This is a genomic window from Pedobacter heparinus DSM 2366, assembly GCF_000023825.1.
Lineage (GTDB): Bacteria > Bacteroidota > Bacteroidia > Sphingobacteriales > Sphingobacteriaceae > Pedobacter > Pedobacter heparinus.
In genome coordinates, this window is sequence record NC_013061.1 from 560,096 (window position 1) to 575,674 (window position 15,579).

The following is a 15,579-nucleotide window of genomic DNA, read 5'->3' on the forward strand; positions in this document are numbered from 1 at the left end:
CAACATCATGAAATCAACATACTTTTATAAAGGACTGCTGGCACTTTCCATTATTGGACTTGCATCTTGTAAACCTACTATTGACACGGTTGCCCCCGTTAAAGGCAATGCCGATTTTACCCGTTATATTGCATTGGGCAATTCGCTTACAGCAGGTTTTGCAGATGGGGGCCTGTATTTGGAAGGACAAAAAAATTCTTATCCTGAAATGATTGCCGCACAAATGAAATCAGTTGGCGGTGGCAGTTTCAGTACCCCTTTTTTCCCGGATGCCCAATTTAACGGATCGGGTTACCTTAAGCTTACTGCCCTGACCAATGGCGTGCCTACCATTGCGAAAGAAACTTCCAACCTGGCTATCCGTGCGCAGGTGGGGGGTGTTAACTTATTTACACGGTATACCGGCAATATCGAAAATTTTGGTGTGCCGGGCATTAAACTGATCCATGCCAATATACAAGGGTATGGAACGCTGAACAATTACTTTGAACGTTTACTAACCGATGCTACGGTAGGTACAACTACCTATATGGATTTTGTAACTGCAAAGCCCTGGACATTTTTTAGTTGCTGGCTGGGGAACAACGATATCCTGAGCTATGCCAGTTCGGGTGCGGCGGCAGATGCGCCTACACCTAAAGCTACTTTCTCTGGTGCTTACAGTGCTGTAATAACCAAACTGACTTCAAAGGGTGCAAAAGGAGTGGTAGCTACCATTCCGGATGTAACGAATATTGCTTATTTCAGGACCGTAACTTTAAAAACATTACTGGCGGCCATTAATGCAACTCCGGCAGGAGCTGCCGTAAAAGACATTTATATTCAGCCAGGTACCGGAGCGGCAAGGGCGGCTACGGCAGAGGACCTGTTTACCCTGCCACTAAGTTCTGATAACGTAATGGGTAAGCCAAATGGTCTGGGTATTCCTTACGGTCTGGATCCGCGCAATCCGGTTGAAAGTAAGTATGTACTGGATAAAGCAGAAATTGCTGTTGTGAACGATTATGTTGCAGCTTACAATACCAGCATCAAAAGTATAGCCAGTGCAAATAATTTAGCCGTTATGGATGCCTATGCCTTGTTAAATGAGTATGCGGCTGGAAAAGCGATTAATGGCATACCCGTTAGCGCAGCTTTTATCCAGGGAAACATGTTTTCGCTGGATGGGATCCACTTAACCCCACTGGGTTATGCCATAACAGCCAACGGGTTTATTAAGGCCATCAATGCCAAATACGGTTCAAGTATTCCAATTGTAGATGTAACCAGGTACAGAGGGGTTAAATTTCCTTAATTTTTTATTGTAAATATAAGAAAAGCCCCTATGCGATGCGCTTAGGGGCTTTTTGCTATCTGGCAGTTTCGCTGTACCCGCTCAGGTTATAAGTAACCGGGACCGTGCTGTTACCGACCCTGTAAATTCCAAATTTGAAGTAATAGCCATCGTCATCGTTACGTCCGATCAGGATTTCCTGCTGGTTTACGATATGCGCTTTTTGTGGTTTCTTATTCTTGGTATAAGTCATCATCACATCCAGCTTACCGGGTTTCAAAATTGTATTGGCCTCTTTTCCATATTTCGTCCAGTCTATGGCGACATCAAAAGTAATCCAGCAATCTTTAGGGAACTGGGCAAAGGGCATTTTATAGGCAATGGTAGAAGTTTTGTATTCCGAGGAATAGGGCTTCATTACTTCACTATTCTCGGGATTGGCATTGTTACGGTCGGCTTTGTCGGTAAGCCACTGCCGGTCGGAGTTTGCCTTGATGTAAAAATACCCTTTAGAAAAACCAAAGGCCAGCGGTGGATAACCACCTTGTTCTACCTTCCAGCCATTTGGCTTTCCGGCTACATAAGTAATTTTTCCGTCCTTATCTTTTTTTTCAACTTTATCATGGGCGATATTTTTTTTGAAGATCATGCGGTCGTATAAGGCCAAAAACTCTTCTATGCTCAGTGTTTTAATTTCTCCCTCTGGTGTAGCTACAAGCGTTCTGCTGGGTGCACCATGCCATTGGGCAAAAATAGTAGTCGCATTGTCGGGGAAGGAGGAGGGTATGTACACTGAAAAGGTATAGCTGCGGGAGCTCCCCTGTTCACAAATCCCTTTGCCGTAATGATAAACGGTTTTTAGCTTTTGCGCATTTTGGTATACGCTTGGGGGAAATTTCTTAAAATCATTGGTGGTTGCATAGCTGTACGACAATTCTATACGGCCCTTTGTTTCTCCTGCAGCATAACCTTCAAGCGAATTGTCTTCGGCTTTAAGCTCAAAGCGATAGGATGGTTTTCCATTAAAGCGCAGTTTATCGTCATATTGTAATGCATAAGGTTTATTGATGCCTACTGCCACCCATTTGTTGTCAATAATCTCGCTCTGCTTAGCACTGTCGGCCTGCACATTTACCCGGTAAGGGATGTTACCGGATTTTTTTTGCTGGGCGTAAGCCGAACAGAGGAACAGTTGCTGAAGTACAATCAGATATAGAATTTGTTTTTTCATCCGTCTTTAGTTTTTATTGGTTATTTACCCAAAAATACGCTGAAAGGGAAATGCGACATTCTGGTATTGTATTAAATGCTTTCACTTTGGTTGAAAGCGGATGAATTGCTGTCTGTTTACAGGCTGGTTCTGCCTTTGTTCGGAGATGGTTCTGCCTTTGCTCCCAAAAGGTACCTTTTTCCAAAGCAAGGGCTAAGGAGAGGTAAACTAAATAATTGGTTGTCTGGCATGGTGCCTGTTTTTAGCTTGTCCAAAAAACAAAGCCACCAAAGATATGTTTTGGTATGAGGGTGTTAAAACAATAACCGATATATCTTTTTTATCCTATGGAAATCAAATACACTAAAGTATTAGCTCGAAACATCCTGCTTACTTTTCTGGTCTTCTCAATTATTTTTGCGGTAGCCGCACTTTTTTTATACAATAACATTACTAAAAAACTGGCGGGTATTTCTGAACTGGCCAGCCATATTGATCGTGAACAGGAAAAACCCGAACGGGCGCTGATCCTGCTCCAGCAAGCAGAAGATGATTTCCAGCAGTACCTTTTAGACATCAATAGCAAGAAGGATATAGATTACAGGAAGAATTTGTCTCTGGCTTTTTATGAAGTTGATGCATTGCTTCATGAAAATAAGAATATTGCCTACTTAACGGTGGCGCAAAGGGATAAAATGAAACAATTAAATCAAAAAAGGTTAAAACTATCGAAAGAATTTATCCTGCTCAAACATGATTTTGATTCCCTATTGTCGGTATATGCTAAATTTAACGATAAAACAAACTCAGATCTGAATGGTAAAAAACCAATCCTTTCACCGGCGAAAATAAATCAGACGGATACCATTAAAAAGCTAATACCGCTGGAAAAAAGAAGCTTTTTTAAAAGGATAAAAGATGCGATACTAAATAGAGATACTTCAAGAGCAACCAGGGTTATAGAAATTCGCCCTAAAGATTCCGGTAGCGCTGCCTTTATCGGCAAAAATACGATAAACATTTACGGGCAGGCTTATGCAAAAAGATTATTGCAATTGAACAAACAGAATGCTAAGCTTTTAGATATGCACAGAAACCTCATTTCTCTTAGTATTCATACGAGCAGTGAACTCAGGCGCATCAATAATGGTGTCAGAGAGATCAATGCTAATATGGCCGAAAACCTGAAGAGAATGGCTTTTAAAAACTACCGTGAAACTACAGCGCTGCTTACCAAGGTTCATCTTGCTGCGTTATTACTTTTGCTACTGTTCGGGACCTTACTGATCATATTTATTATTCAGCTTAACAGGTCGGAACAACATTTGAGAAAAGAAAATAAGCGTTCAGGGATTCTTGCCCAGCAAAAAATGGATTTGTTAAACCGGATGAGCCATGAAATACGTAATCCTTTGAATGCCATTAAAGGATTTCTTTACGTATTTAGCAGAACTAATCTTTCTAAAGAGCAAACAACGATGATCGACTCCATAAAACTCTCGTCAGACATGCTGCTTCAAACCCTTGACGATACACTGGATGCGTCAAAAATGGAAAACAGTGAGTTTAAGATAAACAAGGAGCCCTTTAATCCAGACCTGACCCTTCGAAAGGTTATACAAAATATGGAATATGGGGCAGCTGAAAAGAACCTGAACATAGCTTATTTTTATTCCGGAAACTCTGAGGCCATAGTTAACGGAGACAGTTTCAGACTTAAACAAATCCTGGTTAATCTACTCAGCAATGCTATAAAATATACTAAAGAAGGAGGGATTATTGTGACCGCAGAAATGAGCAATGACAAACTATATGTTGCAGTTAAAGATACAGGCGCCGGTATCAGTTTAGAACAACAATCCGGACTGTTCTCCAAATATTACCAAACAAATTCCTCAAAAGGACAAACAGGGACAGGATTGGGTTTATTTATTTGTAAACAACTCGTGGAATTACAAAATGGAAAGATTCATGTAGAAAGTACACCAGGCATTGGCAGTACTTTTAGCTTTTATATACCATACAAAAAAGCTGAACATAAGTTACCTATTAAGCATGATCAGGAAAATCCTTTGTTGTTTGCTGATGATTTGCTATTCCTTAATGAACGGAGTGTTTTGTTTGTTGATGACAGTAAGCTCAATCTGATTTTTCTTAAAATGATGACCAGCAAATGGAATTTAAAATTTCGGGAAGCCTCTAATGGCAAGCAGGCCTTGGCTATTATTGCTAAGCATAAAATAGATATTGTCTTAACTGATATTCAAATGCCTGAAATGGACGGATATGAATTGTTATCGGCTATAAGATCATTGGCTGAACCTTTTAACCGTTTGCCTGTAATCGCCGTTAGTGGAGAATCTGGTCTTGAAAGCGAAAAAAAACTCATTAAAAAAGGCTTTTCAGGCCTGATAAATAAGCCGGTTGATGAACAAATTTTGAAACAGCAACTACTTAAGGTAATAAAATCAAACTTGAAAGATCAGCTTTCTAAGTTTAATGTATAGCTATTTCAGGATAAGACATAGGCTTAAATAAAAAATTCCCGACACAAGGCCGGGAATTTTTTTATACAAGGGCCTGTTTAAAAAGCATAACGCAATGTAGCCCCATAAGTTCTTGGGTCGCCAAGTACACCTGCATACAAACCGGAGTTACCTGCTGCTGCCTGCAATTGTTCGAAGTACTTGGTATTTCCAATATTTCTGCTCCAGCCAAAAATGGAGATTTTATCCGATTTGAATCCAATTCTTGCGTTCACCAGGGTATAACCATCAACATTTAATACTTTTGAAGGTGTTGGGTTTGAAGAGTATTCTGAACGGTAGCTGATATCACCTGCAATAAAAAACCTGCCGTCTCTTGTACCTACTTTGCCAGGAGTACTAAACTCGGCACCACCGGAAGCATTCCATTTAGAGATCCCCGGCAATCGTCCTCCGGAAGCATCTTTAAAGGCCACCTGGGTAGCTACGCCATTAACAAGTTCTGTATGGCCGGTTTCTTCCAAAGGTAGCGGTGCATTGGTAAATTTTTTATATTTACCATCCAGGTAAGCTACAGCTGCATTTAAAGTTAAAAACCTTTCCAGCTGGTAACTTCCATCAACTTCCAGACCTTTTACGTTCACTTTTTCTGCATTTGCAAGATACCCCCTGTTTACACCCAGCTGAGGAGATTGTACATTGGTTTGGTAATCTTTAATATCTGTATTAAAGGCGGTTAAATTTACAATCGCACCTTTCACAGGTTTTGTTTTTAAACCGAACTCATAGTGCTGAACATATTCCGGTTTTACGACAGCAAGAGATAGATCTGCTTCTCCGGTGCTGGTAGTTGGCAAGCCCCCAACATTTACCCCAACTGGTTTATAGGCGGTAGAGAAAGTTCCATAAACGTTTAACTTGGTAGTAGGACGGTAGGACAAGGTAATGTTTCCAGACAAATTATTGTTATCTGTACTGGTATTGAACTGCTGATTGGCATACACAGCAGCTTTAAGGGCAAGCAGAGCAGGGTCAGTAGTTTGAAGACCACCATAAGTTACCCTGTCATAATCCACATCTTTTTTATCGTAAGTGAACCTTAAACCAGGTAAAACATGCAGGTGTTCTATAAATTCCCAATCGGCCTGTGCAAAGATAGCCGCACTTAACGATTTAATGGTTGAATTGGTTTTGATGCCAAAGCCATCCAGCAGACCAGGTGTAGTGTACCCTGCCTGAGCACCGGTTGCAGCTGTTTGTACAAATCTCCATTGATCTTTACCCACCTCTTCAGTCTGGGACAGACCCTTCAAATTCTGGGCAAGCGCAAATACACCGATCACCCCGCTTAATTTTTCTGTGAGATTACCAGCATATCTCACTTCTTGAGAATACTGGTCATGACGCGAGTTACCTTGTGATTTGGTTAGGGCCGACAACTCAGAGAAATCCCTGTCATTTGTAGGATCCCAGTTCCAGAATCTCCAGGCGGTAGTTGAAGTAAGTGTTCCGTTTCCGATCTTATAATCCACATTTAAAGATATCCCGCCAATTGACTGATCCTGTTTCCATGGCGTATTGGTGTTGATCTCTCTTGAAAAAGGGTCTATTTTAGGTTGCTGATATCCTAAATCAGAAACAATTTTGGCATACTGACGGTAAGCGCTTCTTTCTGTAGCAGTTACACCGGCAATTACCAGTGGATAGCCTGCCGGGTGCTGAATGCTTACATCACTGCTTAACAACACCTGTAATTTATCTGAGGGCGTAAAATACAAAGCGCCTTTAAAACCAAGATTGTTTTGGCCGCTGTATCTGCGTTCTTCTCTGGTATTGTAAATTGTACCATCTCTTTGAGTACCCGATATGGCTAACTTTGCTGCAAGATTTTTTGCTACTGCACCTGAAACCGAAGTTTTTGCTTGTATAAAATTGTAGTTTCCAACATTCAGTTCAACTTTTGCTGTTGGAACCAGGGTCGGTTTTGTGGTGGTGATGTTGAAGGCACCCGCGGTTGTATTTTTACCAAATAAGGTGCCCTGTGGGCCACGCAGGATTTCTATCTGTTCTATGTCAAGAAAATCTGTAGAAGTAGCTGCAGGACGGGCCTGGTAAACTCCATCAACATAAAAACCTACTCCCGGATCAATACCGTCATTGGTTAATCCAAATGTTGAGCCCAATCCCCGGATGTTAAGTGTAGTGTTTCTTGCGTTTGAAGCATAGAGCTGTACTGAAGGTACCAGTTCTTTTAAACGGTTAACGTTAAATGCCCCTGCGTTTTCTGCAGCCTGACCACCAATAACTGTGATTGCGATGGGCACATCCTGTAAAACCTCCGACCGTCTTCTTGAAGTTACAACAATTTCGTCCAGCTCTGCATTTTCAACCAGGGTTAATTCCAAAGGCGTATCCTGAAATTTCAGGATCTGAAAATCCTGGGCTTTATAGCCAACGGAGCTGACTTGAAGATAGAATGGGGGCTCCTGTTTTGTACTGATGCTGAATTCACCTTTATCATTAGCCAGTGTAGTGATTTTTGTGCCTCTGATGAGCACAGTGGCATTGGGTACAGGAGCACCATTCGCCCCCTTTATAATACCCGTTATCTGGCTTTGAGCAAAAGTAAAGCTTGCCGAAAGCAAAAATGGGAGGATGAAAAGTAATACTTTTTTCATAATTTGATATTTGATTGTTTGTTTAGTGATGCGGAAGTCCATAAAAAATCCATTAGGATATTTAATATCCTTTACAGGGTGTCTAAAAATTTGTGAATTGGGTTGGTATGCGTATCCGGTTATAGCTGATAACGGATTGCTATATGCTGCCTCAACAACAACAGTACTGGAGGAAGTTATTTAAAACTGCTTTCATTATCATTCTTTTTTTGAGCATTAAAACTAACATAGTGAGGCAAATGTATTAACATTTTTTGTTATTACAAATAAAATCTATAGAAATTGTAGTTTTTATTTAAAGCAGCTCTTGTTTAATGATATATTTTCCTTTATAAATGGGCAGTTACCTGATTTCTACTTCTAATAGCTTATCGATCTCTTTTGCAAGGTTTCTGTCTTTTTCTGTAACCACATCACCCGCGTCATGTGTATAAAGCCAGATTTCCACTTTATTCCATTCATTGGTCCATTTGGGGTGATGGTTGTTTTTCTCGGCCAGAAAAGCTACACGGATCATAAACAGAAAAGCTTCCTGAAAATCTTTAAATATGACAGCTTTATATAGCTTTTTATCTTTTTCTTCCCACTGTTTTTGCAAAATCCTTTCCATGGCTCAGCTGCTAAAGAATTGCCGGATTGCAATCCACAGCATAAAACAATGTTCAACTTCATAAGTTTTATGAAAGTTGCAAACAGATGGGGACAGGGCTTTTCAGTGTTTTAATTTTGCTTTAAAAACCTTTTCCAGCTTTTCCAGTTTTGGCAAAATCACCATCCTGCAATAAGGCTGGCTGCCATTCTTATTGAAATAATCCTGGTGATAGTTCTCGGCTTTATAAAATGGAGCTGCTTTTTCTATCGCGGTAACAACGGGTTTACCATAAGCATTGGAGGCATTGAGTTCTTTTTTATACTTTTCGGCAGTTTGTTTCTGCTCATCGTTGTGATAAAATACTACAGACCGATATTGTGTACCGATATCGGCACCCTGGCGGTTTAAAGTGGTCGGGTCATGACTTTTCCAGAAAACCTCAAGCAGTTCATCATATTTGATTTTAAGCGGATCGTAAGTAAGCTCTATCACCTCGGCATGGCCGGTTGTTCCGCTGCATACATCCTCGTAAGACGGATTGGGTACCTGGCCGCCTTCGTATCCGGAGCGTACGCTAACCACGCCGTTAAGCCTTTGAAATAAGGCCTCTGAACACCAGAAGCAGCCCATACCAAATGTTGCCTTTTGTAATTTCCCGGATTGTGCTTCGGCACGGTTTAAGGATAAGAGAACTATAATCATAATTGATAAATACTTCATGATCGTATCATTATAAAGGAGAACCATCTCTCTCCTGTAAAGTTACGTAACCTGGAGGCTTATGGTTTTAGCCATTAACCAGGTGGTAACTAACTTTACAATCAACTGATAATTTAAGCCATTTAAGTTTGCTTGTGGATAACTTAAAGCATTTGATTGCAGTTATTTATGCAAGATACGTTTTTGAAGGTAATGTTTATTAACAATAGTTTTCTTAAATTTAAATGTTGTTACCTATAAAAAAATACTATGTCAACACCTTATATTCCCTGTTTGGATCTGGGTTCCTACATTGATGGAAACGAAGCCCAGCGTAAAAAATTTTCTGATGAACTGGGCAGGGCCTTTAATGATTCGGGTTTTGTGACCATCACCAATCATGGATTGGACCAGGAGCTGATCGATAAGCTCTATCAAAATATACAGGCCGCATTCAGGCTATCGCCCGAACAAAAAGAGAAATACGAAAAAGCAGAGCTTGCAGGCCAGCGTGGCTATACCAGCCCGGGTAAGGAAACTGCAAAAGGTGCAAAAACTGCCGATCTGAAAGAATTCTGGCAAATTGGTCAGGAAGTGGAGGATGGCGACCCTATAAAGGAACAATACCCCGATAACGAATACCTGGAAGAAATTCCAGGGTTTAACGAGGTAACCAGAGAGATTTACCAGCGGCTGGAAAGCAATGGCAAACACCTGTTGCGGGCGATTGCAACTTACCTGAATCTGCCTGTTGATTATTTCGATAAGCATGTGCACAATGGCAATTCCATTTTAAGGGGGATCCATTATTTCCCCATTGAAAATCCGGATCTGTTGCCGGATGATGCGGTAAGGGCGGGTGCACATGAAGATATTAATCTAATTACTTTACTGATCGGAGCCAGCGCCGATGGACTGGAAGTGCTGACCAGGAGTAACGAGTGGTTGCCCATTAAGGCACACCATACCGATATTGTGGTTAATGTGGGTGATATGCTGCAGCGTCTGACCAATAACAAATTAAAATCGACCACACACCGCGTCGTAAACCCGCCACGCGAACTGATGAAGACTTCACGTTTTTCTGTCCCTTTCTTCCTGCATCCAAGAAGTGATATGGATCTGACAAGTCTGGAGTCCTGTATAGATGCCGCACATCCAAAAGTGTATGAAGACATGACTGCCGGTGAATACCTGGATGAACGCCTGAGGGAGATCGGTCTCAAAAAGTAAACTTTGGCAAAGCAGCTGAATGAAATAGATGCAGAATCGCTGACTTTTAAAGCCAGGGTAGCTGCACTGGGCAACCTGCCTGAATTTTTTAAGCTGGTATGGCAAACCAGCAGATGGATGACCATTTGCAATTTTTTGCTGCGCATTGCCCGTTCAATGATGCCACTGGCCATTTTATGGGTGGGTAAGCATATTATTGATGAAGTGGTGCTGCTGGGCACCGGCAGGGCTGGGGTTTCCCAGGAATTTCTCTGGAAACTGGTAGGGTTGGAGTTTGGTCTGGCCATTTTAACAGATATTTTAAACAGGTCTATTAACCTGATGGATGGCCTGCTGGGCGACCAGTTTGCCAATTACACCTCAGTCAGGATCATGAAACACGCAGCAACGCTAGACCTGGACCAGTTTGAAGATTCCGTTTTTTACGATAAGATGGAACGTGCCAGGCAGCAGACAGTAGGACGTACCGTGCTCCTGTCGCAGGTGATGGGACAAATCCAGGACCTGATCACGATGGGTTTTCTGGCAGTAGGCCTGGTGGCCTTTAATCCCTGGCTGATCCTGTTGCTACTGGCTACCATTTTGCCTGCATTTATTGGGGAATCTTATTTTAACGACAGAAGTTACGCCCTCTCGCGCAGACGTACACCTGAACGCAGGGAGCTGGATTATGTGCGTTACCTGGGCGCAAGCGATGACACGGCAAAAGAAATTAAGGTATTTAACCTTTCAGGATTTATCATAGACCGTTTTAAAACACTGTCAGAGAAATTTTATACAGAGAACAGACAATTGTCGCAACGCCGGGCAACCTGGGGAACATTTTTTTCTTTTCTGGGTAGCACGGGCTATTACCTGGCCTATGTTTATATCATTTATAAAACCATTAACGGGGCAGTTACCATTGGTGAACTTACGTTTTTAGCTGGTTCTTTCCGGCAAATGCGGGGTTTAATGGAAGGGGTGCTGCTGCGTTTCACGGCCGTTTCACAGGGTGCCATTTACCTGAGCGATTTCTTTGAATTTTTCGAGATTGAGCCCAAGATCAGGAAATTGTTAAATGCAAAGCCATTTCCAAATCCGATCAGGCTGGGTTTTGTTTTTGAAAACGTAGGCTTTCAGTATGCCCATTCATCCCGCTGGGCAAACCGGCATTTGAGTTTTACCCTTCATCCCGGAGAAAAGCTGGCCCTGGTAGGTGAAAACGGTTCGGGTAAAACAACACTCGTTAAATTGCTGGCCCGGCTTTACGATCCCACCGAAGGTCGGATATTGCTGGACGGGGTAGACCTGAAAGCATACGACCTGGATGAACTGCGCTTAAATGTGGGCATCATTTTTCAGGATTACCTGCGTTATCAGATGACCCTTGCACAGAACATTGCTGCCGGGAACATTATAGAGCAAGATAACAGGGCATTGATTGAATCGGCAGCGAAACAAAGCCTTGCGGATACCTTGATTGAAAAGCTACCTGCAGGTTATGATCAGATGCTGGGCAAGCGTTTTGCAAATGGGGTAGACTTATCGGGGGGCGAATGGCAAAAGGTGGCGCTGGCCAGGGCTTATATGAAAGACGCACAGCTGCTGATCCTTGATGAACCTACCGCCGCCCTTGATGCCAGGGCAGAGTATGAAGTTTTTGAACGTTTTGCCGAATTGACAAAAGGGAAATCAGCAGTGCTGATCTCCCATCGTTTTTCTACAGTAAGGATGGCCGACCGGATCCTGGTACTTGATAAAGGGCAGCTGATCGAGATCGGTAGCCATGAAGAGCTGATCCTTAAAAAAGGCCGCTATGCAGAGCTGTTTGAACTGCAGGCCAAAGGCTACAGGTAAACAGCCGGCTTAAATTCCCGTATCAATGGCCTTATTGACGGCATCCTGAATCCTTCCCCTGATTTTGAGTGTACCTAACTTTTCGCTTACGACAGGGTTTACACGGTTAGAAAGGAATATGTAAACCAGACCCCGTACAGGATCTACCCATACGCAGGTCCCGGTGTAACCGGTATGACCATACGTTTGTGGCGATGCCAGCGCTGAAGGATATGTTTTGGTCAGGTCCGGATCCCAGCGATCGAAACCAAGCCCCCGGCGGCTGATGGTAGATTGTTTGGAGGTAAACAACTCCACTGTTGGGCGTTTTATGTATTCTTTACCCCCATAACTGCCTTTATTCAGCATCATCTGGTAGATAATGGCGATGTCATTTGCATTGCCAAATAAACCGGCATGTCCAGCTACACCACCCATCAGAGCCGCAGTAGGGTCATGTACATAACCGTCAAGCAGTGCATTGCGGTCTTTGTCGTTTTCTGTTGGGATGATCTGGTCCGGGCTAAAACGCTTAAGCGGTAAAAAACCGGTTGTCTGCATACCAAGGGGTTTATAGAAATGTTCATCAACATACAGGTTTTCCGGCTCCGAAGTAATTGTTTCTACAATTTGCTGCAGCAGGCACATGCCAACGTCGCTATATACATATTTTCCTCTGGTCCTTAAAGGAGAGTTCAGCATATCAGGCTGCATCACCTCTTTAAAATAATTTTTTCTGAGGTAATAATTTTCATTGACCTTGGTAGGAAAGGACGCTGAAGAATCTCTGCTGTGATCTGAAGGTTTCACTTTGCCAAAAGTTTGAATATCCGGGATCAGCCCTGCCTGATGGAGCAGTAATTCACGTACGGTAAGGCTGTTTTTATCTGTTGGCCGTGCAAGTGCCACATAGCTGCCAAGTGTAGAATCCATACTTAATTTTCCTTCGTCGCTGAGTTTCATACACTCCATGGTAGTCGCAGTGATCTTGGTCATGGAAGCAAGATCAAAGATGTCCGTCAGGCGGTTAGGCTGCAGCTTATCATAAGTATGGTGTCCGTAAGCTTTATTAAAGATCACCTTACCATCTTTAGCTACCAGTACTACCATGCCGGGAGTGGCACGTTCTCTTATTGCCTCCTCAGCAATCTTATCTATCTCTTTCAGGTTGTTTGAATTCACGCCGGCGTCTTCCGGTACCGTATATTTGAGGCGGGTGGCTACCGTAGTGAAGCCGGATCCCCCGATATATTTGGGAGAATAACTGGCAACCAGTTTTTTGCTGACACCAATTCCACCAAAGATTACCTGGGGCAACACCATTGCTGCCAGAGGTGTGTTTTGATCGGTCCAGATCAGTGGTGCTTTCAAGTCGTCAAAAGCAGTTAAGCTGCGCCCCTCTCCGAGTAAACATACAATTACCTGCTTGTTTTTAGTCAGGCTCCTGATGAACCCCAGATTTCTGGCATCGCCGGTTGCTGTGGAAGGAATGGTAACGACAACTGTATTAAAATATTTCAAATCATCTTCAAGACTGTTTAGAGTGGTCTGGGTTTGATAGTCTGCCGATGAATAAGAGGCAACCTTTGCATATTTGTTGAGCAGGCTGTCAAATACCTGCTGACTGCCAAAGCCGAGATTAACGGATGCAATGGTTTTCTTTTCCAGGTCTAATAGCGGAATAATGTTGTTGTGGTTGTTTAACAGGATGGTATTGTTGCTGATCTTGTTTAAAGCAGCAAGTTGCTGCTCATTTTGCCGGTGGTCCTGTGCGCAAGCGCTAAGCCTGAACAGGACCATAAAACTGATGGTCATTAAGCCGAACAGATTATTTTTTTTCATATACTTTTTCTCCGTTAATATAGGTTTTTAGAACTTGTGTGTTAAGGATTTGTGCAGGGCTGGCCTTAAGAAGGTCCTGGTCAAGGATCACAAAATCTGCAAACTTGCCCGTTTCGATACTACCTTTCTCCTGCTCTTCAAAATTGGCTTTGGCGGCCCAGATGGTCATACCCCGCAGGGTCTCTTCTTTGCTTAGCCCATTTTCTTTTTGGAAACCACCTTCGGGATAATTGCTGGCGTCTTTGCGGATGGTGGCGGCATAAAAAGTAAGCATAGGGTTAATCTGTTCTACCGGAAAATCTGTGCCTAAAGGAATCCAGCCATTTTGTTTCAACAACTGTTTAAAGGCATAGGCCCCCTTAATGCGCTCGGGCCCCAGGCGGTCTGCAGCCCAATACATATCTGAAGTAGCATGTGTAGGCTGTACAGAAGGAATGATATTGGCCTTGCCAAAAAGATCGAAATCTTCGGGGGCAATTACTTGGGCATGTTCTATGCGCCAGCGCTTGTCATTTTTGCCCCCCAGCACCTTGTTGTATATTTTAAGAATGGTACGGTTGGCCGAATCACCTATGGCATGTGTGCACATCTGGAAATTCTTTTCAGCAAGTTTTTTTGCAATGGCTTCAAAATGTTCAGGATTACTGAGCAGAAAGCCACTTTTATCAGGCATGTCGTGGTAAGGATGCAGCAGGCAGGCACCCCTGGAACCCAAAGCCCCATCGCCCATTACTTTAAAAGCCCGCACGTTTAGCCGCTCTGTTTTAATGGCACCCCGTTTAAACAGGTAATCATAATTGGGCTGATGATCAGACAGCATCACATACATTCTCATTTTGAGCTTATGGCCGGCCTGCATTTTCTCTATTAAATTTACCAGTTCATAATTGCTGCCGCAATCATCAATGGTTGTCAGTCCTGCTGCAAAGCAATTCTGCTGGGCATCCATCAGTATCTTTTCCATTTGCTGCGGTGATGGTGCCTGTATTTTATTTTCAACAAGCGAAGTGGCATTGTCTATCAATAAACCTGTCAGTTTGCCGTTTTTACTTACAATTTCTCCGCCGGTCAATACATAACTCTTGGTAAGTCCGGCTGCATCAAGTGCTTTCTGATTGGCAATGGCCGCATGGCCGTCTATGCGGGTAAGGAATACCGGCCGCTCAGGAAACAACTGGTCAAGTTTCGTTTTATCCGGGAACTGTTTGCCCGGCCAGTCGTTCTGGTCCCAGCCATTCCCGGTCAGCCAGCCGTCAGGATGTGTTTTGGCAAATTCGGTCAGTCGCCCGCATACCTCTTCCCAGCTTTTGGCTTCTCTGAGGTCTGCATCCTGCAGGCTTTGTCCGTAGCCAAAAAAATGTGCATGGGCATCAATAAAACCCGGGTAAACTGGCTTTCCCAAGGCATCAATTTCCTCCGGAGCAGTATAAGATTTCCTGATTTCTTCTGTATTGCCCGTGGCAAGGATCTTCCCGTCTTTTACCGCAAAAGCCTGAACAGTGTCAAAAGCACCGTTAACGGTATAAACCTGTCCGTTGTATAAAATAAGATCGGCCTTTTGTTTGCTGCATGAAACAGAAAGCAATGCTGCGGCAGATAAAACTGTAAGAAAACCTTTCATAATTTAAAGATAGTAAAACCTTGCAAAAACACGCAAAGTACGGCAAATAAGTGCAGACTGATTTTTTAACTGTACGCCGACAAAATATTATGGAATGAAATAAAGGATGCGTCTTATTTTGCCTAAA

At 42.8% G+C, this 15,579-nt stretch carries 10 protein-coding genes; 4 read left to right on the plus strand and 6 right to left on the minus strand.

All coding sequences use genetic code 11. The features are described 5' to 3' along the window. The first annotated feature begins 7 nt into the window (after positions 1-7). Entirely contained in the window at positions 8-1,294 is a 1,287-nt protein-coding gene (locus PHEP_RS02355) for an SGNH/GDSL hydrolase family protein (protein WP_012780648.1), read from the plus strand. Positions 1,295-1,349: 55 nt separating this feature from the next. Here the strand turns inward: PHEP_RS02355 and PHEP_RS02360 are convergent, their stop codons facing one another. Then, entirely contained in the window at positions 1,350-2,504 is a 1,155-nt protein-coding gene (locus tag PHEP_RS02360) for a polysaccharide lyase family 20 protein (protein ID WP_012780649.1), read from the minus strand. Positions 2,505-2,830: 326 nt separating this feature from the next. Here PHEP_RS02360 and PHEP_RS02370 point away from each other — a divergent pair, with 326 nt between their 5' ends. Then, entirely contained in the window at positions 2,831-4,990 is a 2,160-nt protein-coding gene (locus tag PHEP_RS02370) for an ATP-binding response regulator (protein WP_012780650.1), read from the plus strand. A gap of 77 nt (positions 4,991-5,067) precedes the next feature. Here PHEP_RS02370 and PHEP_RS02375 read toward each other — a convergent pair whose 3' ends face one another. The 3 genes from PHEP_RS02375 to msrA all read right to left on the minus strand — a co-directional run bounded on the left by PHEP_RS02375 (position 5,068) and on the right by msrA (position 8,959). Continuing rightward, a complete protein-coding gene (locus PHEP_RS02375; protein ID WP_036675440.1) occupies positions 5,068-7,647 on the minus strand; it encodes a TonB-dependent receptor in 2,580 nt (859 codons plus the stop codon). A 343-nt stretch (positions 7,648-7,990) separates the two neighbouring features. Then, positions 7,991-8,257 carry a 4a-hydroxytetrahydrobiopterin dehydratase gene (locus PHEP_RS02380; protein WP_012780652.1) on the minus strand — a complete coding sequence of 89 codons (267 nt, stop codon included), beginning with the start codon at positions 8,255-8,257 and terminating at the stop codon, positions 7,991-7,993. 102 nt (positions 8,258-8,359) lie between these two features. Continuing rightward, on the minus strand, positions 8,360-8,959 hold the full coding sequence (msrA, locus tag PHEP_RS02385; protein WP_081436869.1) for a peptide-methionine (S)-S-oxide reductase MsrA: 600 nt from the start codon (positions 8,957-8,959) through the stop codon (positions 8,360-8,362). A 249-nt stretch (positions 8,960-9,208) separates the two neighbouring features. On the opposite strand from msrA, the gene PHEP_RS02390 reads away from it, so the two are divergent. Both PHEP_RS02390 and PHEP_RS02395 read left to right on the plus strand, forming a co-directional pair. Continuing rightward, entirely contained in the window at positions 9,209-10,171 is a 963-nt protein-coding gene (locus PHEP_RS02390) for an isopenicillin N synthase family dioxygenase (RefSeq protein ID WP_012780654.1), read from the plus strand. Between the two features lie 3 nt (positions 10,172-10,174). After that, positions 10,175-12,010, plus strand: a complete 1,836-nt coding sequence (locus PHEP_RS02395) for an ABC transporter ATP-binding protein (RefSeq protein ID WP_012780655.1) — start codon at positions 10,175-10,177, stop codon at positions 12,008-12,010. Positions 12,011-12,019: 9 nt separating this feature from the next. On the opposite strand, the gene PHEP_RS02400 is transcribed toward PHEP_RS02395, so the two are convergent. Both PHEP_RS02400 and PHEP_RS02405 read right to left on the minus strand, forming a co-directional pair. Beyond that, a complete protein-coding gene (locus PHEP_RS02400) occupies positions 12,020-13,831 on the minus strand; it encodes a serine hydrolase domain-containing protein (RefSeq protein WP_012780656.1) in 1,812 nt (603 codons plus the stop codon). Then, on the minus strand, positions 13,818-15,452 hold the full coding sequence (locus tag PHEP_RS02405; RefSeq protein WP_012780657.1) for an amidohydrolase: 1,635 nt from the start codon (positions 15,450-15,452) through the stop codon (positions 13,818-13,820). Before PHEP_RS02405 ends, PHEP_RS02400 begins: the two co-directional genes overlap by 14 nt. Positions 15,453-15,579: the final 127 nt, after the last annotated feature.

Excerpts from the sequence above, each read along its gene's own strand:
- PHEP_RS02355 (WP_012780648.1), top strand. The coding sequence starts at position 8 with ATGAAATCAACATACTTTTATAAAGGACTGCTGGCACTTTCCATTATT.
- PHEP_RS02360 (WP_012780649.1), bottom strand. The coding sequence starts at position 2,504 with ATGAAAAAACAAATTCTATATCTGATTGTACTTCAGCAACTGTTCCTC.
- PHEP_RS02370 (WP_012780650.1), top strand. The coding sequence starts at position 2,831 with ATGGAAATCAAATACACTAAAGTATTAGCTCGAAACATCCTGCTTACT.
- PHEP_RS02375 (WP_036675440.1), bottom strand. The coding sequence starts at position 7,647 with ATGAAAAAAGTATTACTTTTCATCCTCCCATTTTTGCTTTCGGCAAGC.
- PHEP_RS02380 (WP_012780652.1), bottom strand. The coding sequence starts at position 8,257 with ATGGAAAGGATTTTGCAAAAACAGTGGGAAGAAAAAGATAAAAAGCTA.
- msrA (WP_081436869.1), bottom strand. The coding sequence starts at position 8,959 with ATGAAGTATTTATCAATTATGATTATAGTTCTCTTATCCTTAAACCGT.
- PHEP_RS02390 (WP_012780654.1), top strand. The coding sequence starts at position 9,209 with ATGTCAACACCTTATATTCCCTGTTTGGATCTGGGTTCCTACATTGAT.
- PHEP_RS02400 (WP_012780656.1), bottom strand. The coding sequence starts at position 13,831 with ATGAAAAAAAATAATCTGTTCGGCTTAATGACCATCAGTTTTATGGTC.
- PHEP_RS02405 (WP_012780657.1), bottom strand. The coding sequence starts at position 15,452 with ATGAAAGGTTTTCTTACAGTTTTATCTGCCGCAGCATTGCTTTCTGTT.